Source organism: Halorarum halophilum (genome assembly GCF_013401515.1).
GTDB lineage: Archaea > Halobacteriota > Halobacteria > Halobacteriales > Haloferacaceae > Halorarum > Halorarum halophilum.
Genome location: NZ_CP058529.1, coordinates 3,403,267 through 3,425,709, shown reverse-complemented (window position 1 = coordinate 3,425,709; position 22,443 = coordinate 3,403,267). Strand labels below are relative to the sequence as shown.

Annotated in this window: 24 protein-coding genes and 1 pseudogene; 17 read left to right on the top strand and 8 right to left on the bottom strand. The window is 69.4% G+C overall.

The genetic code is table 11. From position 1 onward, the window contains the following. Positions 1 to 40: 40 nt before the first annotated feature. Entirely contained in the window at positions 41 to 1,312 is a 1,272-nt protein-coding gene (locus tag HUG10_RS17000) for a sensor histidine kinase (RefSeq protein WP_179170698.1), read from the top strand. A gap of 12 nt (positions 1,313 to 1,324) precedes the next feature. Here the strand turns inward: HUG10_RS17000 and HUG10_RS16995 are convergent, their stop codons facing one another. Next, positions 1,325 to 2,161, bottom strand: a complete 837-nt coding sequence (locus HUG10_RS16995; RefSeq protein WP_179170697.1) for a deoxyribonuclease IV — start codon at positions 2,159 to 2,161, stop codon at positions 1,325 to 1,327. A gap of 88 nt (positions 2,162 to 2,249) precedes the next feature. Next, positions 2,250 to 3,086, bottom strand: coding sequence for a lipoate--protein ligase family protein (locus HUG10_RS16990; RefSeq protein WP_179170696.1), 837 nt, complete (start codon positions 3,084 to 3,086; stop codon positions 2,250 to 2,252). A gap of 464 nt (positions 3,087 to 3,550) precedes the next feature. Between HUG10_RS16990 and HUG10_RS16985 the strand changes: the two genes are divergently transcribed. The 10 genes and pseudogenes from HUG10_RS16985 to HUG10_RS16935 all read left to right on the top strand — a co-directional run bounded on the left by HUG10_RS16985 (position 3,551) and on the right by HUG10_RS16935 (position 15,519). After that, positions 3,551 to 4,468 carry a serine/threonine-protein kinase RIO2 gene (locus HUG10_RS16985; protein ID WP_179170695.1) on the top strand — a complete coding sequence of 306 codons (918 nt, stop codon included), beginning with the start codon at positions 3,551 to 3,553 and terminating at the stop codon, positions 4,466 to 4,468. A 222-nt stretch (positions 4,469 to 4,690) separates the two neighbouring features. Beyond that, positions 4,691 to 6,688 carry a glycoside hydrolase family 15 protein gene (locus tag HUG10_RS16980; protein ID WP_179170694.1) on the top strand — a complete coding sequence of 666 codons (1,998 nt, stop codon included), beginning with the start codon at positions 4,691 to 4,693 and terminating at the stop codon, positions 6,686 to 6,688. A gap of 52 nt (positions 6,689 to 6,740) precedes the next feature. Continuing rightward, entirely contained in the window at positions 6,741 to 8,594 is a 1,854-nt protein-coding gene (locus tag HUG10_RS16975; protein WP_179170693.1) for an ABC transporter substrate-binding protein, read from the top strand. Between the two features lie 3 nt (positions 8,595 to 8,597). Beyond that, a complete protein-coding gene (locus tag HUG10_RS16970) occupies positions 8,598 to 9,602 on the top strand; it encodes an ABC transporter permease (protein WP_179170692.1) in 1,005 nt (334 codons plus the stop codon). Further along, entirely contained in the window at positions 9,589 to 10,710 is a 1,122-nt protein-coding gene (locus tag HUG10_RS16965; RefSeq protein ID WP_246310175.1) for an ABC transporter permease, read from the top strand. Before HUG10_RS16970 ends, HUG10_RS16965 begins: the two co-directional genes overlap by 14 nt. Then, a pseudogene (locus HUG10_RS22295) lies at positions 10,707 to 12,733 on the top strand (dipeptide ABC transporter ATP-binding protein); the annotation flags it as partial. The gene HUG10_RS16965 and the pseudogene HUG10_RS22295, both read left to right, overlap by 4 nt. Before the next feature lie 409 nt (positions 12,734 to 13,142). Beyond that, positions 13,143 to 14,213 carry a TrmB family transcriptional regulator gene (locus HUG10_RS16950; RefSeq protein ID WP_179170688.1) on the top strand — a complete coding sequence of 357 codons (1,071 nt, stop codon included), beginning with the start codon at positions 13,143 to 13,145 and terminating at the stop codon, positions 14,211 to 14,213. A 4-nt stretch (positions 14,214 to 14,217) separates the two neighbouring features. Further along, entirely contained in the window at positions 14,218 to 14,409 is a 192-nt protein-coding gene (locus HUG10_RS16945; protein WP_179170687.1) for a hypothetical protein, read from the top strand. Positions 14,410 to 14,450: 41 nt separating this feature from the next. Next, the gene (locus HUG10_RS16940; RefSeq protein WP_179170686.1) at positions 14,451 to 14,765 is read left to right on the top strand and encodes a hypothetical protein; all 315 of its coding nucleotides are present in this window, start codon (positions 14,451 to 14,453) and stop codon (positions 14,763 to 14,765) included. 163 nt (positions 14,766 to 14,928) lie between these two features. Beyond that, positions 14,929 to 15,519, top strand: a complete 591-nt coding sequence (locus HUG10_RS16935) for a 50S ribosomal protein L15e (protein ID WP_179170685.1) — start codon at positions 14,929 to 14,931, stop codon at positions 15,517 to 15,519. 155 nt (positions 15,520 to 15,674) lie between these two features. Here the strand turns inward: HUG10_RS16935 and HUG10_RS16930 are convergent, their stop codons facing one another. The 4 genes from HUG10_RS16930 to HUG10_RS16915 all read right to left on the bottom strand — a co-directional run bounded on the left by HUG10_RS16930 (position 15,675) and on the right by HUG10_RS16915 (position 17,617). Further along, on the bottom strand, positions 15,675 to 16,013 hold the full coding sequence (locus HUG10_RS16930; protein WP_179170684.1) for a hypothetical protein: 339 nt from the start codon (positions 16,011 to 16,013) through the stop codon (positions 15,675 to 15,677). A gap of 178 nt (positions 16,014 to 16,191) precedes the next feature. Further along, positions 16,192 to 16,788 carry a uracil-DNA glycosylase gene (locus tag HUG10_RS16925; protein ID WP_179170683.1) on the bottom strand — a complete coding sequence of 199 codons (597 nt, stop codon included), beginning with the start codon at positions 16,786 to 16,788 and terminating at the stop codon, positions 16,192 to 16,194. A 24-nt stretch (positions 16,789 to 16,812) separates the two neighbouring features. Next, on the bottom strand, positions 16,813 to 17,439 hold the full coding sequence (locus tag HUG10_RS16920; protein WP_179170682.1) for an endonuclease dU: 627 nt from the start codon (positions 17,437 to 17,439) through the stop codon (positions 16,813 to 16,815). Position 17,440: 1 nt separating this feature from the next. After that, the gene (locus tag HUG10_RS16915) at positions 17,441 to 17,617 is read right to left on the bottom strand and encodes a DUF5786 family protein (RefSeq protein WP_179170681.1); all 177 of its coding nucleotides are present in this window, start codon (positions 17,615 to 17,617) and stop codon (positions 17,441 to 17,443) included. A gap of 179 nt (positions 17,618 to 17,796) precedes the next feature. On the opposite strand from HUG10_RS16915, the gene HUG10_RS16910 reads away from it, so the two are divergent. Then, entirely contained in the window at positions 17,797 to 18,420 is a 624-nt protein-coding gene (locus HUG10_RS16910) for an MBL fold metallo-hydrolase (protein WP_179170680.1), read from the top strand. 111 nt (positions 18,421 to 18,531) lie between these two features. Here the strand turns inward: HUG10_RS16910 and HUG10_RS16905 are convergent, their stop codons facing one another. Both HUG10_RS16905 and HUG10_RS16900 read right to left on the bottom strand, forming a co-directional pair. Then, positions 18,532 to 18,681, bottom strand: a complete 150-nt coding sequence (locus HUG10_RS16905) for a 50S ribosomal protein L40e (protein ID WP_179170679.1) — start codon at positions 18,679 to 18,681, stop codon at positions 18,532 to 18,534. 522 nt (positions 18,682 to 19,203) lie between these two features. After that, positions 19,204 to 19,470, bottom strand: coding sequence for a thioredoxin family protein (locus HUG10_RS16900; protein WP_179170678.1), 267 nt, complete (start codon positions 19,468 to 19,470; stop codon positions 19,204 to 19,206). A gap of 113 nt (positions 19,471 to 19,583) precedes the next feature. On the opposite strand from HUG10_RS16900, the gene HUG10_RS16895 reads away from it, so the two are divergent. The 5 genes from HUG10_RS16895 to pheA all read left to right on the top strand — a co-directional run bounded on the left by HUG10_RS16895 (position 19,584) and on the right by pheA (position 22,436). Continuing rightward, a complete protein-coding gene (locus tag HUG10_RS16895; protein WP_179170677.1) occupies positions 19,584 to 19,745 on the top strand; it encodes a preprotein translocase subunit Sec61beta in 162 nt (53 codons plus the stop codon). A gap of 85 nt (positions 19,746 to 19,830) precedes the next feature. Continuing rightward, positions 19,831 to 20,454, top strand: a complete 624-nt coding sequence (gene pdxT / locus HUG10_RS16890; RefSeq protein WP_179170676.1) for a pyridoxal 5'-phosphate synthase glutaminase subunit PdxT — start codon at positions 19,831 to 19,833, stop codon at positions 20,452 to 20,454. Further along, a complete protein-coding gene (hisE, locus tag HUG10_RS16885) occupies positions 20,451 to 20,822 on the top strand; it encodes a phosphoribosyl-ATP diphosphatase (protein WP_179170675.1) in 372 nt (123 codons plus the stop codon). Before pdxT ends, hisE begins: the two co-directional genes overlap by 4 nt. Positions 20,823 to 20,919: 97 nt before the next feature. Beyond that, the gene (hisH, locus tag HUG10_RS16880) at positions 20,920 to 21,558 is read left to right on the top strand and encodes an imidazole glycerol phosphate synthase subunit HisH (protein ID WP_179170674.1); all 639 of its coding nucleotides are present in this window, start codon (positions 20,920 to 20,922) and stop codon (positions 21,556 to 21,558) included. A gap of 56 nt (positions 21,559 to 21,614) precedes the next feature. After that, positions 21,615 to 22,436 carry a prephenate dehydratase gene (gene pheA / locus HUG10_RS16875; protein ID WP_179170673.1) on the top strand — a complete coding sequence of 274 codons (822 nt, stop codon included), beginning with the start codon at positions 21,615 to 21,617 and terminating at the stop codon, positions 22,434 to 22,436. Positions 22,437 to 22,443 lie beyond the last annotated feature (7 nt).

Sequence of the window (22,443 nt, the reverse complement as noted above, 5' to 3'; positions counted from 1 at the left end):
GAGAAGGTATATGCCGATACGACCCCGTGTCCCGACACTAATGGACTCGACCCAGGGGGCGGGGAGTCCGTCCCGGACGGACGGGGACGGGACCGGCGCCCGTCCCGCTCTCAGCGACACCGGTTCCGCTCGATCCGCGCTCTGGGACCGCCTCCCGATGCTCCTCGGGGGACTCGCGCTCGTACTGTTCGTGAGCCTCGCCGACAGGTGGTTCATCGAGGGGGAGAGCGCGCCGCCGCTGTTCTCCGTCGACACCCTCACTGCGGTCGTCTTCGTGGTGCCGCTCGCCATCGGGTTCGGCTACGGAGGGTACTGGCTCCAGCGCAGTTCGATATCGAGGCAGCGATTCCGTCGCATCGGCTACTGGTGCGGGGGCGGAATCGTGGTGTTCCTCGGCGTCAACCTCGCGATAATGGCCACCTGGCCGCCGGAGAGCCCCGCCTTCGCGTTCGGATGGGGCAGGTTCTCGTTCGCCGTCGGCGGGGTGGGCGGACTCCTCATGGGCATCATCGAGGCCCGGTCCATCGAGCGCGGACGCGCCGCCGAGCGGGCGGTCACCCGCGCGGAGATGGCCGAGGACCAGCAGAAGTGGTTCGACTACCTGAACGGCCTCCTCAGACACGAGATCCTGAACACGGTGAACGTCCTCTCGGGCAACGTCACGCTGCTCGTCGAGGAGAACGACCTGGACGACGAGACGCTGGACCGGCTCGAGACGGTCCAGCGCCAGTGTCGGAACATGGAACTCGTCATCCGCGACGTGCGGGTGCTCATCGAGGCCACCACCGGGGACGCCGAACTGGGTCCGGTCGACCTCGCTGACGTCGTCGCCGACGAGGTGCAGGACCTCCGGGACGCCCACGGATCGGCGACCGTCGAGGTCGACGTCCCCGAGACGCTCCCCGTGGTCGCCGACGAACTGGCGGGCCGCGTGTTCTCGAACCTCCTGACCAACGCGGTCAAGCACAACGACGGCGAGAACCCGGTCGTCCGCGTCACCGCGCGCGAGTCGGACGACTGGGTCGTCTGCCGCGTCGAGGACGACGGGCCGGGCGTCCCCGACTGGAAGCGTGAGAACCTGTTCGAACGGTCGAACGACGGCGGGACGGACCACGGGCTCGGGCTCTACCTCGTCCGGACGCTGATCGAACGGTACCGCGGCACCGTCGAACTGACGGAGACCGGGCCCGCCGGCAGCGTGTTCACCGTCGTCCTGCCGCGGGCCGCCGGGCGGACGACCGTGGCCGGGGAACCCGACGGGCCGGCCGACGTCGGGGATGGCGACCGCGACGTGGTCGACCCCCCGACGTAGGCTTCGAGCGGTCTACTCTCGTAGTTCCTTCACGCGCTGGATGTTCCAGGCGAACGACTTCCCGTCCTCCGTGGGCGTCTCCAGCACCAGGGGCACGTCGAGCAGGTCCTCGTGGTTGATGAACGCGCGCATTCCCTCCTCGCCGATGAGCCCCTCGCCGATGTGGGCGTGCTCGTCCTTGTTCGTCCCGCACTCGTGTTTCGAGTCGTTCAGGTGGACGTACTTCAGGTGCTCCAGCCCGACGACCTCGTCCAGTTCGGCGATCGTCTCCTCGACCCCCTCCTCGGTCGAGAGGTCGTAGCCGGCCGCGAACGCGTGGGCCGTGTCGAGGCAGATGTCGAGGTCGAGGTCGCAGCGATCGAGGACGCCGGCGAGGTGCTCGAAGTCGCCGCCGAGCTTCGTGCCCGACCCGGCGTCCGACTCGATGAGCACGGTCACGCCGTCCGGCACGTCGAGTTCCTCCAGCGCGGACGCTGCGTTGTCCAGCCCGCCCTCGACGCCGGCGCCGGTGTGGGCCCCGAGGTGGACGTTCACGTACGGGACGCCGAGTTCGGCGGCCGCGTCGACCTCCTTCTGCATGGAGTCGACCGACTTCTCGCGGAGGTCGTCCTTCGGCGTGCAGAGGTTCACGAGGTACGACGAGTGGATGACCCACGGGCCGACGTCGTTCTCGTCCGCGGTCGACCGGAAGCGCTCGGCCTCCTCCTCGTCGATCTCGCCGTGCTTCCAGACCTGCGGCGAGTGGGTGAAGATCTGTCCGCAGTTGCCGCCGTCCTCGATGACGTCGTCGACGGCGTTGTACACGCCGCCGGCGATCGATTCGTGTGCGCCGACGCGAAGTTCCGTCATACCAGCGCGTGGTCGGTCGGCCCTCAAAGCCGCTTCGAAAACGGCGGGACGGGGCGGACGGGCCGTCTCCCGACGCGATGCCGGGCGGTCAGCGGCCGCCGGGGACGCGCCGAACCCAGTCGTCGCTCCGGTACTTCTCGTCGGCGATCTCCTCGGCGCGGGCGAGTTCCGCGTCGGTCCACTCGCCCGCTTCGGCGTCGGCCCACTCGGAGAGGGCGTCCTCGAACGCCCCGACCGCCTCGGCGCGGGTGGCGTCCGTCAGCTCCGCGATGCCCGCCACGCGGTCGCGGAACTCGGATTCGGACACGCCCGGGTCGACGAAGCACGCGAGGTGCTCGGCCGCCTTCGCTTCGTACGTGACGGAGCCGTGCTGGATGACCGCGTCCTCGCGGCGGTACTGGGCGTTCCCGGAGAGCTTCCGACCGTCGCCGCCGTCCGAGAGCACGTCGTGGGCGGGGTGGAGGCCCCGGAGGTAGCACGCCGGGTGGTAGATCGCCTCGCGCTCCTCGCTCGCGTAGTCGGCGTCGACTCCGAGCCGGCGGAAGGCGTCGAGCACCGGTTCGCAGAGCAGGTGGTAGGCGTCCAGGAGCGCCCCCGGGAGTTCGGCGGCCGGGGCGGTGATGGAGTAGGAGATGTCGCCGTCGTAGTCGTGGTAGATGCCGCCGCCGCCAGTCTGCCGGCGGGTCACGTCCACGCCCGCGTCGGCGCAGCCGTCCCAGTCGACGGTCTCCGGGTCCTGGTTGTAGCCGAGCGAGAGGCAGGACGGCTCCCACCGGTACACCCGGACGGTTCGCGGGCCGTCCCCGGCGGCCGACTCGGCGGCCACCTCGTCGAGCGCCATGTTCAGCGGGCCGGGGCGGGCCTCCTCCCGGATCAGGCGCCAGTCGCGGTCCGCGAGCGGGCCGGGTTCGATGCCGTCGGTCATGTCCAGAGATGGACCGCCACTGGGCAAAGACTCCTCGGTGTTGCTGTGGTAGTGGGAATCAATCGGGTGGCGCGCGGCGGCCGCGCCTCGTGCGCGGCCCACGTCGCGCGAGGGATGAGCACCGTAGGCGAGCGGAGCGAGCCGAGGAGCGCAATCGGCTGGGGAGGGTGTGGCTGCGGTGCAGTTGGGTGGGACTGAAAGGGGCCGCGGTCTCGGCGAAGCACGGGGCCGCAAGCACCGCAGGGTGCGAGCAAAGCGAGCGCCCGAGGGTCACGTGAGTGCCAGCGAATGTGACGTCCGAGGAGCGTGCTCCGAGGTAAAGCACAGCGTGTACCGCGCGAGCCGAGACCCGCGGGGGATTTCCGGAGAATCATCCCGGCACCCACCAAATGTCGCACTGCCCGCAACATCACTGACGACCCTCGACCGACCGCTTTTACCGCCTCCCACACCACCTACGAGACATGGTCGGGAACGTCGCCGGGGTGATGGCGGAGCTCGAACCCGAGGACTTCTACCTCCTCTCGGGCGTCGAGCAGGGGATGCGCTTCTCCGAGTGGGTGAACCGCGAGAAGCTCCCCGGCTACGCCGATATCACCGAGGAGGAGGTCGACTACCGCATCGACCGCTGTGCCGACCGCGGGCTGATCCGGCGCAAGACCATCCAGTACGAGGGGTACCAGCTCACCTTCGAGGGGTACGACGCGCTGGCGCTCCGGACGTTCGCCGAGCGCGACACCGTGCTTGGGATGGGGGCCCCCCTCGGCGTCGGCAAGGAGTCGGACGTGTACGAGGTCGAGTCGTACCGCCCGTTCGCGCTGAAGTTCCACCGCGAGGGGTACACGAACTTCCGGGAGGTCCGCAAGGGGCGCGACTACACCGCGGACCACCACCACGTCTCCTGGCAGTACACCGCCCGGAAGGCCGCCGAGCGCGAGTACGGCGCGCTGGAGGACCTCTACCCGACGGTGTCCGTCCCCCGCCCGGTGGACCACAACCGCCACGCCATCGTGATGGAGAAGCTCCCCGGACCTGAGCTCGCCGACGCGAAACTCCGGTCCGAGCAGGTCGTCGGCGTCCTGGACCTGGTCCTCCGGGAGATGGCCACGGCCTACCGGGTCGGCTACGTCCACGCCGACATGAGCGAGTACAACGTCGCCGTCAGCGAGGACGGCGTCGTCGTGTTCGACTGGCCACAGTCGGTCGAGACGGACCACGAGAACGCCGACGAACTGCTGGCTCGCGACGTGGCGAACCTCGTCGGCTACTTCCGGCGGAAGTACCCACGGGAAACGCCCGACGTCGACACGGACGCGGTCGCCGACGCCATCGCCGACGGGGAGTTCGAGTCGGTGCGGACGTTCACCGAGGCCGAGCGGTAGCGAAGCTGCGGACGACGTACGGCGAGGTCCGCGGCTGATCGGAGGGAAGCCTCGAAAACGGCGGCGAAGTCCGCTTGCCGAACTGCCCGACGACCGGGAGCCGAGCCGCCCCGGAACCTGAGGGAACGGGATGGAGCAGTCGTCCCGGACCGACAGCTGCGGAAAAAGAACGAATGACTATTACAGCTCGGTTTTATCACCCAGGCTCTCGCGACACCGGCCATGCATCTCCGATTCGCCCTGGAGGACGCGCGTCGTCACGAGGGGGATTCGACACGGTTCCCCGGCGAACGGCGCACCGTCGCGGGGCGATTCACCGGCGACCCGGACGGGGACAGGCTCCTCCACGTCGAACCCGACGGCACCATCGCGGACTTCGGCTACCCGTTCTCGCGGCGGGCCGGTATCGCCGCCGCCCGGTTCGGCATCGAGACGAATGACGGGGTGGCATGGTTCGACGACGATAGGTGTGAACCGGTCGGCCAGCGGTACCACGAGGACACCGCGCTCGTCGTCACCGAGGTCGCCACGCCGAACGGGCGGGTCGAACTGTTCGACCTCGCGCTCGGGGACGGCGACGCGCACGTCCGGCACGTTCGGGGACTGGCGGCGCCGCTCGTCGCCGCCGTCGCGTTCGCGCCCGACGGGCGGACGGGTCGCGTCGCACAGCTCCACCACAGCGACGCCGTGGAGGCGTACCACGCCCACGAGCACGACTACATCGCCGCGGCGGACGGCTTCCGTGAGGTTCGCGGCGAGGCCGTCCCGAACTTCGACGCCCTCCGTAATGGGGGCGCTTCCCTCGGCGAGTCCGGCGAGGAGGCGGTGTTGAGCGGCGCGGTCGTCGCGGTTGCGGAGCCGACCGAGGGCGCGGTTACGCTCTCGACGCTCCCGGCCGGACGTGACCGGGAGGCGGGGCTCGCTCGCGTCCGCGAGGCGGCGCGCGAGCATGACGGGCCGACCGCCCTCCGGAGTGTCGCGACCGAGCACACACTGGCCGACACGACCCCGACCCCGGCCGTGGCGTCGGACCTGCGCGTGCTGTCGCTCCTCCGGGGTACGGCCGGCCGACGGATCGCCGGGCCGGAGTTCGATCGGTTCTACGCCAACTCGGGCGGCTACGGCTACACCTGGTTCCGCGACGACGCCGAGATCGCCGGGTTCCTGCTGGAGGCCGACCGGGAGTTCGACCTCGGGTTGACCGACTGGCACGCGAAGAGCGCCCGGGCGTACTGCGACGCCCAGGGCGAGGATGGGACTTGGCCCCACCGCGTCTGGCCGGGCGACGGCGCGCTCGCTCCCGGCTGGGCGAACGACCGGCTCACCGACGGCGGCGGCGACGCCTACCAGGCCGACCAGACCGCGAGCGTCCTGTCGTTCCTGGCGGCGTACCGGGAACACGGGCCGGCGTCCGGGGTCGCCGACGACGTGGACGAGGCCATCGCCGACGGCGTCGACGCGATGCTCGCGGACACGGCCGATGACGGCCGCCCCGTCCGCTGTCAGAACGCGTGGGAGGACATGCACGGCCGGTTCACCCACACCGCCGCGACGTTCCTCGAGGGGTACGCCGCCGTCGCCGCGACGGACCACCCCGACGCCCACCGCGCCCGCGACGCGGCCGGGCGTGTGTCGGAAGCGATAGAGGACCTCTGGGTGCCGGAACGGGGTGCGTACGCACTCAGAACCGACCGCGACGAGGTCGACGACAGGCTCGACTCCGCGACCCTCGCGCTCGCGGACGCCTACCGTGAGTACGCCCGCATCGCCGCCGTGGACGACGTGCACGTCGAGCGGCTCCTGATACATCTCGAGGCCACGCTCGGGGGGCTCCGCCGGACGACCGACGCCGTCGACGGTCTGGTCCGCTACGAGGGCGACCCGTGGCGTCGGCAGGAGCAGGCTCGAGAGAAGGTTTGGACCGTCTCGACGGCCTGGGGCGCCCGGGCGGCCGCATCGGTCGGGACGCTCCTCAGGGAACGGGGCGACGACCGGGCGAACGATTGGTTCGGCCGTTCCCACCGGCTGCTGGCGCTGGTCGCTCCAGACGGGCCGCTCTCGACCGACGCTGACTACCTCCCGGAGCAACGCTTCGACGACGGAACGCCCGACAGCGCGACCCCGCTGGGGTGGCCCCATGCCATTCGGAGCGCGACGCTCGCGACGCTGACGGCGGCAGGAGCGTCGACGCCGGCAGGGCTCCCCGAGAAAAGGATGTAGTAATTATTCACCCATAATTTTTATTGTACATGGTAGTAACATCGGGACGACCATGTCATCGGATGGCAATCAGGCCGACGTGGACGCCGGCCGACGGCGGCTGCTGAGCGCCGTCGGTGCGGCAGGTATCGCCGGGCTCGCCGGGTGTGGTGGACGGCAGTCCGCGAACACCGGGGAACAGACGCCCGAACCCACAGCGACCGAACAGTCGACCGACGGCGAGGTGAACCAGGAGGGGAAGCCGCTCGACTCGGCGCTGACGGTCGCCCAGTGGGCGGTCCCGAGCGAGTCCCAGTACAACGTCTACAACTCGAAGAACGACGCGGAGGCGCGCCGCGTCATGTTCGACCGCCTGCTGTACTACAACCTCTCCTCACAGGAGTACGAAGGGTACGCGGTCTCCGACTGGGAGTTCTCGGGAGACGCCATCGACCTGACGGTGCGGGACGACTACACGTGGCACGACGGCGACGAGGTCACCGCACGCGACCTCGAGATCCAGCTGAAACTGGACATGTACACTGGCGGGTCGCTGGCCGACTACGTGAGCGACATTTCGGAGGCAGTCTCGACGTCCGGCGACAAGACGGCCCGGATGGAGTTCGAGAGCGAGGTGAACCGGGACGTCGTGCTCGCGTTCATCCAGCCCAAGCGCTTCCGCACGAAGGAGAGCGTGTACGGCGAGTACCTCGACGCCATCGAGTCCGCCTCCTCGGAGGACGCGAGGAGCGAGGCCATCGCGGACCTCCAGGAGTTCTCGGACACCGAACCGATCGGGAACGGCCCGTTCCAGTGGGAGGACGCCGACTCCCAGCGGACCCTCGTGACGAAGTACGAGGACCACCCGGACGCCGACAGCATCAACTTCCCCGAGATGGAGTATCGCTACCTGGAGTCGAACCAGAAGCGCTGGAGCGCGCTCCAGAACGGTCAGACGGACGGCTCGGCGACCCTGTTCATGCCGGAGAACCAGCTGAACCAACTCCCGGACTCCGTGCGCGTCGGGCTCATCCCGCGACACTGGGGGATGGGGCTCGTCTTCGACCTCGAGCACGACGACTTCGGCCAGCGTGCGGTCCGGCAGGCGGTGGCCCACGTCGTCAACCGCGAGGACGTCGCGGCGAACGCTGCCGCCGGCACCGAATCCAAGCTCGGCGTGGAGATCCCCTCGGGGCTCACCGGCGCCTTCTCGGGGAACGTGAAGGACGTCTGGCTCGACGGGGTGGCAGACGACTTCGACGATTACAGCTTCGGGGAGTCGGGGACGGACGCCGCGGCGACGCTGCTCGAGGACGCGGGCTACGAGAAGCAGGACGGAACCTGGACGAACACGGAGACCGGCGAACCACTCGAGGCACCGATCAAGGGACCGGCCGGCTTCACCGACTGGGTCGCGGGCGCCGAGACGATCGTCGCACAACTCAAGGAGTTCGGCATCGAGTCCGAGCTGATCGCCAAGGAGTCGTCGACCTACTGGGGCCAGGACTACGCGAACGGGAACTTCGTCATCGGGCTCCAGGGGTGGGCCAACTACGACCAGAGCTACCCGTACTTCCACTTCGACTGGATGTACCGGAGTTCCGACGCGACGGAGTACTGGAACGTCCCGGAGACGTTCGAGGAGGTGCCGAGTCGCGACGGAAACGGGGCCAGCACCGTCACGCCGAGCGAACAGATCTCCGCGCTCTCTCGAGCCGACGAGGCGGAAGCGGCCGAACTCATCCAGGAACTCGCGTGGGTGACGAACCAGACGCTCCCGACGGTCCCGGTGATGGAGAAGTTGGCACAGACGTTCCTCACCTCGGACGAATGGAACGTCCCGCCGCGCAACAGCGAGAAGTTACAGACGTACTGGCCGACCGAGTGGCTCCCCCGTCGCGGTGACTGGACGGCGAAACGCGAGTGAGCGATGCGCTACATCGTCCGCCGCGTCGCCCAATCCGTGTTCACCGTCTTCGCGGTCGTCTCGCTGTCGTTCGGTATCGTCCGGCTCCTACCGGGCGGGCCGGCCGACTACCTTCGGGCACAGCTCCTCCAGCAGGGCGGTTCGCTCACCCAGTCGCAGATCAACCAGCGGATCGCCGCCCAGACGAACGTGAACGTCGGCGAACCGCTGTACGTCCAGTACGTCGACTACATGGTGAACGTCCTCCAGGGCGACTTCGGCCGCTCCATCTGGTACGACGACTCGGTCGCCTCCATCCTCGGGAAAGCGATCCCGTGGACGGTGTTCATCATGGCCTGTGCGCTGCTGCTCGCGTTCGTCGTCGGGATCACCCTCGGCGCGTTCATGGCGTATCGCGAGGGCTCGTCGACCGACTACGTCGGGACGGCCGTCTCGCTCGTCACCAACTCGACGCCAGACTTCATCGTAGGGCTCGTCGCGCTGACGTTCCTCGGCTACCGGTTCGGGCTGTTCCCGACGACCGGTCACTACGCCTCCGAGGTGACGCCGGGGCTGAACCTCCCGTTCGTCGTCAGCGTCGTTCACCACGGTACACTCCCGATCCTCGCCATCTCGCTGTACAGCTTCGGTGGCTGGGCGATGGACATGCGCGCGAACAGCATCCGCGTGCTCGGGGAGGACTACCTCCGCGTGGCCCGCCTGCGAGGGCTCCCGGAGCGCCGCATCGCGTTGCGGTACGTCGCCCGGAACGCCATCCTGCCCATGTACACCGGCCTGCTCATCGCCATCGGCTTCGTGTTCGGCGGCGCCATCATCATCGAGCGCATCTTCGGCTACCCGGGGCTCGGCTACTACCTGATCGGCGCCATCGACGCCCGCGACTACCCGCTGATGATGGGCGGGTTCATCGTCATCTGCGTCGCCGTCACCATCGGCGTGCTGATCGCCGACCTGACGTACGGTATCGTCGACCCGCGTGCGGGGGGAGGTGACCGTGAGTCGTACTGACGACTCCCCGCGAACGGACGGGGGTACCGTCTCGGACTTCGACGCGGTCGCGAACGAACAGGTCGGGGCGGCCGACCGCCGACGCGAGTGGGTCGAGGAGCACTTGCTCGCGCCGGGGCGGGTCCTCTGGAGCGACTGGCGCGCCCGCATCGCCGTCACGGTCCTGACGGGCTACCTCCTGATGGGCACCGTCGCGTGGGTCTCCGCCGCCGAGTGGGGACCGACGATCGTTCCCAGGCCGTCCCCGAACCAGGGCCCCGCACTCGTCGGCGCGTTCCGGACGCTCGAGTTCCCACTGGGCACGACGTTTTCGGGCCACAGCATCCTCTCGCAGGTCGTCCACGCGACGCCCGCCATGCTGAAGATGATCGGCGCCGGCGCCGTGTTCACCGTCGTCGTCGGGGCAACGCTCGGTACCGTTGCCGGCTACAAGGGCGGGCGCGTCGACGACGTCGTGATGACGCTGGTCGACGTGGCGCTCACCATCCCCGGCCTCCCGCTCATCATCGTCCTCGCCGGCGCGCTCACCGACTCGCTCCAGGGGAACCCGTACGTCATCGGGGTGTTGTTGTCGATCAACGCCTGGGCGGGGCTGTCCCGCGCCGTCCGCTCGCAGGTGCTCACGCTCAGGGGGGCCGAGTACGTCGAGGCCTCGCGCGTGATGGGGCTCGGGACGGGGACCGTCCTCCGCCGTGACGTGCTCCCGAACCTGATGCCGTACGTCACGATGAACTTCGTCAAGCAGGCTCGCGCAGTCATCTACGGTTCCGTCGGGCTGTACTTCCTCGGCGTCCTCCCGTACAACGCCGTCAACTGGGGCGTCATGATGAACAACGCGAACTCGCAGGCCGGGGCGGTGTCCTCGCCCGCAGCGTTCCACTGGCTCGCGGTGCCGATGGTGACCGTCATCCTGCTGTCGCTGTCGCTGACGCTGCTCGCACAGTCGGGCGACCGGCTGTTCAACCCGCGCGTCAGGGCCAGACACGTGTCCCACACCAGCGACGCGCCGGCCGGCGTGAACGTCGATCGGGACGGGACCGACCGGACGGACGACGAGCCACCGGGGGCCGACCCGGAACCCGATCCCGCCAGGAGGGAAGAGCCATGACCCACGACAACGTCCTCGAAATCAGAAACGCGTCCGTCTCCTTCGAGATGGACAGGGGTACCGCGACCGTACTGAACGGCGTCGACCTCGACGTCGGCCGCGAGGAGATCGTGGGCATCGTCGGGGAGTCCGGCTCCGGTAAGTCGATGCTCGCGTCCGCGATGCTCGACGCCGTCGAGGAGCCGGGCGAACTCGCCGGCGAGGTGACCTACTACCCGCGCGATGGCGACCCCGTCGACGTGCTATCGCTGTCCGAGGAGGGGCTGCGCACGCTCCGCTGGGAGGAGATCGCGATGGTGTTCCAGGGTGCGATGTCATCGTTCAACCCGACGATGAAGATCGGGGGCCACTTCCGCGAGACGCTCGAGGCCCACGACTACGACGTCGGCGTCGGGATGGATCGGGCGCGCGACCTGCTCTCCGACCTGTATCTCGACCCCGAGCGCGTGCTCTCGGCACACCCGCACGAGCTGTCGGGTGGGATGAGCCAGCGGGCGCTCATCGCGCTCTCGCTCGTGCTCGAACCCGACGTGCTCGTGATGGACGAGCCGACGGCGGCGCTGGACCTGCTGATGCAGCGCTCCATCCTCGCGCTACTGTCGGACATCCAGGAGAAACACGACCTCAGCGTCGTGTTCATCACGCACGACCTTCCGCTGGTCGCGGGGCTCGCCGACAGGCTCGCCGTCCTGTACGCGTTCGAGATCGTCGAGCGCGGTCCCGCGGGGTCGGTGCTGCGCGACGCGAGCCACCCGTACACGCGGGCGCTCCTCTCGGCCGTGCCGAACCTCGACGCGCCGCTCGACTCGATGCGCGCCATCGACGGCTCCGCGCCCGACCCGGTGCACACGCCGGCCGGCTGCTCGTACGCGCCGCGGTGCCCGCTCTCGACCGAGGAGTGTCTGAACGTCGACCCCGACCCGCGATCGGTCGGCGAGAACCACACCGCCCGGTGTCACCACTGGGAGGACGCCGCCGAGGCGGTCCCGTTCGCGCTGGCCGATGATGCGGCCGAGTCGAGTGACGCGCCGGGGTCGTCCGGATCGACCGACGCCGCCACCGACGGCGGTCCGGGGGTGGGCCGATGAGCGGGGACCCCGTGATTACGCTGGAGGACGTCGCCGTCGAGTTCGAGAAGGACCAGGGGTTCCTCGAGTCGCTGTTCGACGACCCCGAGACGGTCGGAGCCGTCGACGACGTCTCGCTGGAGATTCCCGAGAACGACGTCGTCGCGCTGGTCGGTGAGTCCGGGTGCGGGAAGACGACGCTCGGGAAGACCGCGATCGGCGTTCAGCGGCCCACCGGCGGCACCGTCGCTTACCGGGGTCAGGACCTCTGGGGGACCCGCGACGGCGACGTCTCGGGTGAGTACGAGTTCGCCGAGATGCGTCGGTCGCTCCAGGTCGTCCACCAGGACCCCGGCGCCGCGCTGAACCCGAACCAGACCGTCCTCGACAGCCTCGTCGCGCCGCTCAAGCGGTGGGAGACGGAACTGTCGGTCGCGGACCGCCGCGCCAGGGTCCACTCCCTCCTCGAACGGGTCGGGATGGAACCCGCGGACGACTACGCACACCGCTACCCCCACCAGCTCTCGGGCGGGGAGAAACAGCGGGTCGCGCTGGTCCGGGCGCTGCTGTTGAACCCCGACCTCATCCTCGCGGACGAAGCGGTGAGCGCGCTCGACGTGAGCCTCCGCGTGGAGATGATGGACCTCATGCTCGATCTCCAGGACGAGTTCGGGACCTCCTACCTGTTCATCAGCCACAACCTCTCGAACGCGCGCTACCTCGCGGAGAAGGCCGACGGGCGCGTCGGCATCATGTACCTCGGGGAGCTGGTCGAGCTGGGACCGGCGGACGAGGTGCTTCGGGACCCGAAACACCCCTACACGGAGGTGCTGAAGTGGGCAACCGCCGATCTCGACCCGGACCCGATCGTTCGGAACCCGCCGGTGCGCTCCATCGACATCCCGGACCCGGTCGACCCGCCCTCGGGCTGTCGCTTCCACACGCGCTGTCCGAAGGTCGTCCCGCCCACCGACACGGATATCGGTCAGGAAACCTACAACCGGGTCATGGACCTGCGAGGAGCCGTGGACGCGCGAACCCTCGACCGGGAGGCGCTCGCGGCCACCGGGGACGCGGACGCCCGTCTCGCTGCCGCCGGCCTGGCCGACCTCCCCGCACCCCACGGGGACCGCATCGACGATGCCCTCTCCCACGTCGCCTCCGGGGAGTGGGACGCCGCCGCCGAAGCACTCTCCGAATCCTACGAGAGCCCCTGCGAGACGACCCCGCCGGCGGTCGACGGTCGGTCGCGCGAGCACACCGTCGCCTGTCACCTGTATCACGACCACGCGGACGCCCCCGGCGCCGGCACGGACCTCGGCGTCGAAACCGGCGGGACTGGCGACCGTCCCGAGGGGGAGAGCCATGGCGACTGACCCGGACGCGTCCGAGGAGGGAGGGACGGACGAGGTCGGCGAGAACGCCCTGCGAGAGCGTCTTCAGCTGTTCGGCCTCTCCGACAAGGAGGTGGACGCGTACCTCGCCGTGCTCGCGGAAGGGGAGGCGACCGTTCGGACCGTCGCGGAGGCCGCGGGGGTCACCCAGCGGTACGTGTACGACATCGCAGAGGATCTCGAGGCCCGCGGGCTCGTGCGCGTCCACGACCACGTGACTCCGACGCTCCTGCGGGCGGAGCCGCCCGCGGAGGCCATCCCGGCGCTCACCGACCGGCTCGGCGCGGTCACGCCGGCGCTCGAAGCGCGGTACCAGCAACCCGGTCCGGCGACCGCCGAGTTCGAGACCGTGAAGTCCCGGCCGACGGCGATCAAGCGGCTCCGGACGCTCGTCGAGGACGCCACCGAGGAGGTGTTCCTCTCGGCGCCCGGCAACGTCGTGCCCGAGATCAGGAGCGCGCTCGCGGACGCCCACGACCGCGGCGTGTTCGTGCTCCTGCTCGTCAGCGACAGCGGCCACCGCACGGACTTCGACGGGGTCGCGTCGGTGGTCCGCGAGTGGGACGCGGAGGGGCCGCTGAACACGGCCGTCGACAACGAGGCGGCGATGGTCGGCGACGCCGGCCTGTTTTCGGGACGGCACGCCGACGAGGTGGCCGTCGTCGTCCGGCAGGGTCACCTCGCCGGCTCGGTGTTGAGCGCCTCGATCAGCTCCTTCTGGCCCGCCGCGACGGAGATCCACGTGACCGACCCCGTCGAACTGCCCCGGACGTTCGAGTCGTTCCGGCACGCCATCTTCCAGGCCCGACTCCACCGGATGGCCGGCGTCGAGGTCGAAGCGATCGTCGAGACCCAGCGGCACGGCGAAGTCGCCGGCCGCGTCACGGCGGTCCGACAGGGGTTCCTCGAACCGGCGACGAACGACTTCCCCGTCGAGAACGGACTCGTACTCGAGACGCCGGACGGCACCGTCAGCGTCGGCGGCGTCGGTGCGTTCATCGAGGACTACCGCGCGGTCCGGGTAACCCTCCAGGAGACGTGAACCGGTGACTGCAACGGCGTGGCAGGTACTGTTCGGGATGAACGTCGTCCTGCTCGTACTGCTCGGGATCTCGTGGCCGTTCCAGGCGCCGGGGTCGCCCGCACGCGTCGTCACCCTGTTCGCGCTCGCGGTCATCGCCGTCTCGCTCGTCGGCCTGGGCGTCGTCATCCGCGTCGACTGGAACCCGTTCGGGTGAACCCCGAACCGTTTTTACCCCGATTACGTGTCCGCGGACGCATGAACGAGTTCCACGCCGCCCTGCTACTCCTCGCCGCGCTCCTCTCGCCCGCCCTGATCGGGCGCCGTCCCGACATCTTCGGTCACGCCGGCGCCGCGACCGCCGGGACGCTCTCGCTCGCGTACGGCGGCCGCGAGGTGCTCCGCGCGCTCGGCGGCGGCTACTACTGCTGTTCACACGGCTACTACGCGGTCGCCGGCGGGGTGCTCGTCTTCGCGGGTTGGATCGCGCTCCTGCCGACGCTGGGGATCGTCGAGCCGCCGCGTCCCCCGAACGAGTCGGCGGAGCGCCCGAACGTCCCTGAGAAGCCCTGACGCGGCGACGCCGCTTCGAAGTCCTTAACAGCGCCCCCGCGGTACTCCCGATAACTCGCTGGCAGGTGGGCCGCCAGTGGGCACCCGGTACGCCGGGACGAAATGTGGGTGCCGCGGCCGTCGGTCGCGCGCACCTGAATCGCAAGCGCCCGCAGGAACACCCATGGCACGAAGTTTCTACTCCCACATCAAGGAAGCCTGGCGGAACCAGGACGACGGGAAGCTGGCGGAGCTGCAGTGGCAGCGAAAACAGGAGTGGCGCCGCGAGGGCGCCATCGTCCGCATCGACCGCCCGACGCGCCTCGACAAGGCGCGCGAACTCGGCTACAAGGCCAAGCAGGGCGTCGTCATGACCCGCGTCTCGGTCCGCAAGGGCGGGGCGCGAAAGCAGCGCCACAAGGCGGGCCGCCGCTCGAAGCGACAGGGCGTCAACCGCATCGGCCGCCGGAAGTCCATCCAGCGCATCGGCGAGGAGCGCGTCTCGCGGAAGTACCCGAACCTCCGCGTGCTCGCCTCCTACCCCGTGGGCCAGGACGGCTCGCAGAAGTGGTTCGAAGTGATCCTCATCGACCCCGAACACCCGGCCATCCAGTCGGACGACGACCTGAACTGGATCTGCGACGACACGCAGAAGGGGCGCGCGTTCCGCGGGCTCACCAACGCCGGTTCGAAGGGTCGCGGCCTCAACAACCGCGGCAAGGGCGCCGAGAAGACCCGCCCGTCCGTAACGAGCGGCGATCGCGGCGGGAAGTAGCCTGGTTCGACCTTCTTTCGGGTTTTCTGGGTCGCCAGCCACGAGGCTGTTCGTTTCCATCGTTACGACGGGCGTTCAGCGACGACTGCGGAACGAACCCCTGCCGGGAACGCCGCTCGCTTCGTTCGCTCGTTGGCCGACTGCGGGCCCGAGCATCAGGTTCCGATGTCCGCGTCGAACGCCTCCCGGGAGAGTCCCTCCAGAAGGTCCTTCACGTCCTGTCTGGTGTCGTCGTCGACGTCGTCGATAGCCTCGATGCTGTAAGCCCCGCCGTGTGCGGCCTGAAGGGCGTTTTCGTTGAGGTTTCCGTCCGGATCCACGACCGGCAGTTTGAGGTCCGTGAAGTTGTCGGGCGGGAATCCCGACGACGAAAGCACGAAGTGGTCGTCGATCTCGGCGAGGTCGTCGGTGTCGAAATCCTCCGCCTTGGGGGAGTCCCACTCCTCGGTCGTCGTCCCCGAGTACTCGGGTTCGTGCGTTTCGTAATCGGTCATGAGCCGGTTCAACGATAACGAGCGTCACGGTGAAGAACCCGTCGGCGGGGACTCGCCTGGTGTGGGTGTACGGCGCCCCTCGGCCCGGTTTCCGTTCCCGAAAGGTGGTGCACGTGACTCGCGCCACGACGCGCTCACACGGCCAGACATGGAGACCGCCGGGCACCAGGAGTGACCCTCAGTACTCGCCCAACCGCGACTGCCCGTCGCCCGACTCGCCGACACCCGCCAACTCCGCGGCCTGCAGTATCACCGACTCGAACGTCTCGGCCTGGCTCCGGTCGTACAGCGTCGCCGCCGGGTGTACCGACACCAGCAGCCGAATCGCCGTCTCGCCGACGCGAGCGTCGAACACGTCGCCCGCCTCCGAGGTCACCGCGACCGACCGACCGAGCAGGTGCTGGGAGGGAACCTTCCCGAGCGTGACGACGAGTTCCGGGTCGAGCCGGTCGAGTTCCTCGGCGAGGTAGCCGCGGCAGTTGTCCAGCTCCTCGACGTGCGGGTCGCGGTTCTCCGGCGGGCGACAGCGGACGCAGTTCGTGATGCGCACGTCGGCCCGCATGAGCCCGGCGTCCCGGAGCGCGTCGTCGAGTACCGTCCCCGAGCGGCCGACGAAGGGTTCGCCCTGCTCGTCCTCGGTCGCGCCAGGCGCCTCGCCGACGAACACGAGGTCCGCGTCCGTCGGGCCGGCGCCGTTGACGATCCGCGAGCGCGACTCCACGAGCGCCGGGCAGCGCTCGCAGCCGTTCACGCAGAGGTCGGCGTCCAGATCCATACCGGGACGCGGGCGGCGGGGAAATTAGGTCTCCCGGTCGTCCCTGCGGTCGTCGTGGGAACCACCGACGCCGCGGCTGACGCTGCTGCCGTCGTCGCGAAGCGACCGACCGGCGCGGGCGGCGATGCGTGCGACCCGGAGCGGTTCGGGCCGGCGCCCCCCCTCCGGCGTGAGTTCGCGGACGACGTCGGCCGCTTCATTGTCGTCGACGCCGACCGCGCGCACCCAGGCGTCCATCCCCTCGACGGGGACGCGTGACGGCTGGCGCTCGTAGATCGCGAGTCGCTCGGCGAGGGCGTCGCCCGAGAACTGCTCGCGGAGCGCGGTTTCGAGCCCGGTGCTCGCCTCGAAGGAGACGGAGAGCACCGGACGGCCGACCGACTCGTGGACCCGCAGGAGGTCGAGCACGTTGAACCACGCCGGGGCGATGCCGGCCGCAAGCAGGTACTGGACGTCCTCGCGGTCCAGCGACTCGACGCAGTGGATCACGGAGTCCGTGTAGTCGGTTGCGCCGACGGTACACGTGGAAAAAGCGAGGCCGTCGAAGGTCCGGTCCGCGCGGACAAGCGCCCCGGCGACGGTGGCGGCGGTCGGGGTCTCGCCCGGAGGCGTCGAGACCGCCATGCCGAGCGCCCGCGCGCCGGCCTTCACGTCAGGCGTCGTCCTTGATGTCCGCGAGCCTGTCGAGGAGTTCGTCGTTCGACGCGCCGATCTCGAACTCGACGCTTCCCTCGTGGTCGGCCTCGCCCGTCGAGACCGTCTCGTCGTCGAGGTCCGCGTCGACGTTCTGGTTCTCCTGTTCGGACTCGTCGTAGCTCCCGAAGCCCATACGTGGAAACCTAAGCGGTTCCGAGGGAAAAATCCACGGGTCGTTTCACCTCCGAACCGCGTCGAAACGGCCCCAGAACACGTCTCGCCGCCTGAGACGGCCCGTGCGTCCCTATCGTCGGAACCGGCAACCCCCGCCAGGCCGACGGCGTTTTTCACTCGTCGGCACGTGGCCCCGGTATGAACGTCGTGAACGTGACCGCCGACGCCGAGGAGTTCACCTGCAACGCCTACCTGGTCGACGGCGCGGTGCCGGCGCTCGTCGACGCCGGCACGATACCGGGCGTCGAGGACGTCGTGAGCGAGTACACGGACGACCTCGACCGAGTGGTGCTCACCCACCAGCACCACGACCACGTCGGGGAACTCGACGCCGTGCTCGACGCGTTCGACGCCGAACTGTACGCCTACTCGGACCACCCGCGGCGGGACCACGCGCTGGGGCCCGACGCCGAGGTGGAGTTGGGCGACGAGACGTTCGAGGTCGTCTACACGCCGGGGCACGCGGGCGACCACGTCTCGTTCGTCGGCGAGACGGCGCTGTTCTCCGGCGACGTGGTCGTGTACAACGACGGCGCGTACGACGACGGCTCGTTCGGCCGGACGGACATGGCGGGCCAGTCGCGCGAGCGGCTCATCGAGAGCCTGGACGACCTGCTCGAGCACCTGCCCGACTCGGTGACGTCGATGTATGCGGGCCACGGCGACCCGTTCCACGCGACCGAGGACGAGTCCGTGCGGGACGTGATCGAGCGCGCGCTCTCGCGGGCCGAGGAGCGCGAACCGAAGTACTCCGACGATTAGGGGATCAAGCAAGCGGGAGAGACGCGTCGAACGGCCGGGTGAGAGTGCAGTCGCTCGCGAAGGCTGGGTCGAAAGAACGGTGGGCCGCCCGCGAGGGGCGGCCGGAGCGCGTTATGCGGTCCGGGGTTCCTTCGCCTTCGGTCGGAGGCGCGCGTAGCCGCACTTGCGGCAGTGGTCGGCGCGCTTGGGGTTGCGGGCGTTACACCGCATGCAGATGAGCTTGTCGAGGGTGCGGCGCTCGGCCGCGTCGAAACTCGCCATGTATCGTTGGAGAGGGCGGACCCGTGTTAACGGTTGCGAGTCGATGCTCCGTGGGGAGGGATCGCGGGGACGGTGGATTCGCCAAGTATCGGGTTATTCCGACGGTGACAACCCGCTCGAAAGCCCCGGCGTTCTGCGCTCTCTGGGGACGGTCGGGTCGTCGCTGTGGCTCCCCACGCCTCCCCGGCAGGCGCGGCTCGCGGCTTCGCCGCTCGCGGTGCGCCCACCGCTTCCCCCCCGACCGTCGGTCGACGAACAACTGTGGGACTACTGAACCCACGCGCACTCGGTAGTCAGGGCCGCTTCGCTCGATTGGAACGCCGGAGGGGTGGGAATGGAAGGGGCCGCGGCTGTCGACGAAGGTGGACGAAGCAAGCACGTGAGCGAGGCCGGAGGCCGAGCGAACGCGCGCAGCGAGGCCCCCGAGTCGACAGCCGCGGGGGCTTCCGCGGTCACCACCGGTGTCTCGTCACTGTCACCGGCGACCGAAGTTCGGCCGTCACCGGTTCGGAACTCGTAGAATCAGGCCCCAGCGGACGAGAGCGCCTCCTCGATGTCCTCGCGCTGGGTCACGCCCACGAACCGCTCCACCACGCCGTCGTCGTTCTCGACGACGAGCGTCGGGAGCGACCGGACCTGGTACTGGTTGGCGATGTCCTGTTCCTCCTCGACGTCCACTTTCTCGAAGTCGACGTCGGGGTACTCCTCCTCGAGCTCCTCGAGGATGGGGTCCTGCGTCTTGCACGGGCCACACCAGTCCGCGTAGAAGTCCTTGAGTCGGACGCTCATGACGGCCCGCACTTTCGGCGGGCCGCGCATAAGGGTTACTCACCGGGGCAGTTCAGCCGGAACTCGGTCGCCGAGTCGAAAGGCTTAGGCAGGACACACTCGTCGCCCCGCACATGAGCAGTGGACAGAACAGTGGCGGACTCATGTCCAGCGCGGGACTCGTCCGCTACTTCGACGCCGAGGACCGAAACGCCATCCGCATCGACCCGAAGACCGTGGTCGCCTTCGGCGTCCTCTTCGGCGTCATGATCATCCTCCTCAACTTCGCGTTCTGAGCGCCCGGGACTCGGCTCCGAGCGAACGGCGCGATACGCCCGAACGAACGATACCTTTTCCCGCGCCTGCCGCCGACCCCGTAGTATGAAGGCAGGCGTCATCGCCGTCCAGGGCGACGTCTCCGAACACGCGGACGCGGTCCGTCGCGCCGCCGCGAGCCACGGCGTCGACGCCGACGTGGTCGAGATCCGCGAGGCCGGGATCGTCCCCGACTGCGACGTGCTCCTCATGCCGGGCGGGGAGTCGACCACCATCTCGCGGCTGCTCCGCGAGGAGGGCATCGACGAGGAGATCACCGTCCACGTCCACGAGGGGAAACCCGTGCTCGCGACCTGCGCGGGGCTCATCGTCGCCTCCCGCGACGCGAAGGACGAGCGCGTCGACACCATCGACCTGCTCGACGTGACCGTCGACCGGAACGCGTTCGGCCGACAGGCGGACTCCTTCGAGGCACCCCTCGACGTGACCGGGCTCGACGAGCCGTTCCCGGCCGTGTTCATCCGCGCACCCGTCATCGACGAAGTCGGCGGCGACGTCGAGGTGCTGGCCGAGTGGAACGGCGACCCGGTCGCCGTGAAGCAGGGGCCGGTCGTCGGCACCTCGTTCCACCCCGAACTCACCGACGACGCCCGCATCCACGACCTGGCGTTCTTCGCGCAGGAGTACGCCGGGAGCGACGTCGACGTGGGCGCGGAGGCGGCCGAATGAGCGACCCCGTCGAACCCGTCGGGGACGACGGAACCGAGGACGACGCGACCGGGAACGACGCGACCGGTTCGACCCGCACGGGAGACGCCGCCGTCCTCGACGACCTGTTCGCCACCATCGAGTCGCGCAGGGCGGAGCTCCCGGAGGGCTCCTACACCGCCTCGCTGTTCACCCACGAGAAGGGGGAGAACGCGGTGCTCGAGAAGCTCGGTGAGGAGGCCACCGAGACGATCCTCGCGGCGAAGGACGACGACGACGAGGCGCTGACCGCCGAGAGCGCCGACCTCGTCTACCACCTGCTCGTCCTGCTCGCGATGAAGGACCTCGACGTGTCGGACCTCCGCGCGGAGCTCCGTGACCGGTTCTGAACGACCGTAGACCGGGTCGCGCGACTCACGACCGCAACGTGACCCGGAGCGGTGCCGGAAAGGACGCCTACTTATTCTTCCGCCGGGTAGATTTCCCGTGAACAGCCGAGCCGACATCGTCGTCGTGGACTACGGGCTTGGAAACCTCCGGAGCGCCACGCGCGGGCTCGAACGGGCCGGTGCGGACGTGACGATCACCGACGACCCTGAGGCGTTCGCGGCGGCCGACGGCGTCGTCCTGCCGGGCGTCGGCGCCTTCCGCGAGGGAATGGAGAACGCCGGGCCCTACCGCGACGCGCTGACCGAACACGCCGAGGCGGGCCGACCGCTGTTCGGCATCTGTCTGGGGATGCAGATGCTGCTCACCTCCAGCGAGGAGGCCGAGCGCGCCGGGCAGGGCGACGTGACCGGGCTGGACCTGATCCCCGGCAGGAACGTCCGCTTCCGCGACGTGGAGACGGTGCCACACATGGGCTGGAACGACCTCTCGGTCGAACGGGACCACCCGGTCGTCGAGGGCGTCGACGGGAAGTACGCCTACTTCGTCCACTCCTACTACGCCGAACCGGACGACGACGACGCGGTCATGGCCAGCACCGACTACGGAAGACGGTTCCCGGCCATCGTCGCGAACGAGGCCGGCAACGTGTTCGGCACGCAGTTCCACCCCGAGAAGAGCGGCGAGACCGGCCTGCGCATCCTCCGGAACTTCGTGGACTACTGCGTGGAGCAGTAGCTCGCGCCTCCGCTCGTACCCGAGGGCTTATCCTCGGCCCCGGCCCAGCGTGGGGCATGCAGGTAGTCACCCTCGGACCGGTAGGGACCTACTCACACCGTGCGGCCCGGTCCGTGGCCGACGACGTGTCGTTCCGCGAGTCCGTCTCGGCCATCGTCGACGCCGTCGCCGACGGCGAGGCCGAGCGCGGCGTCGTCCCGGTCGAGAACAGCATCGAAGGGAGCGTCTCCGAGAGCCTCGACGCCCTCACCGAGGCGGACGTCGCGGTCGTCCGCGAGGTCGTCACGCCCGTCCGCCACGCGCTGCTCGCCCAGTCGGAGAACTTCTCGATCGTCGCGTCCCACTCGCAGGCGCTCGCCCAGTGTCGCGACTACCTGGAGCGGGAGTACCCGAACGCGACCCCCGAGGCGGTCGCCTCCACGGCCCGCGGGGTCGAGCGGGCGCGGGAGGACCCCGACGTGGCGGGCATCGGACACCCGGCCACGGCGGAGCCGTCGGGCGAGGGGAAGACGCTGCAGGTGCTCGCCGAGGACATCCAGGACCGTTCGTCGAACGCGACCCGGTTCCTCGTCATCGCGCCCGAGTCGGAACGCTCCGACGCGGGCGGGAAGACGTCGGTCGTGGTCTACCCGAGCGCGAACTACCCGGGGCTCCTGCTCGAGGTCCTCGAGGCGTTCGCGGACCGTGACATCAACCTCACCCGCATCGAGTCGCGCCCGAGCGGCGACAGGCTGGGCGATTACCTCTTCCACATCGACTTCGAGGCGGGACTCTACGAGGAGCGAACCAAGGCGGCGATCGCCGAGGTGGAGGAAATCGTGGCGAACGGCTGGGTCCGCGTGCTCGGCTCGTACGACACTGAACACGTCATCGAGTGAAGGGAGG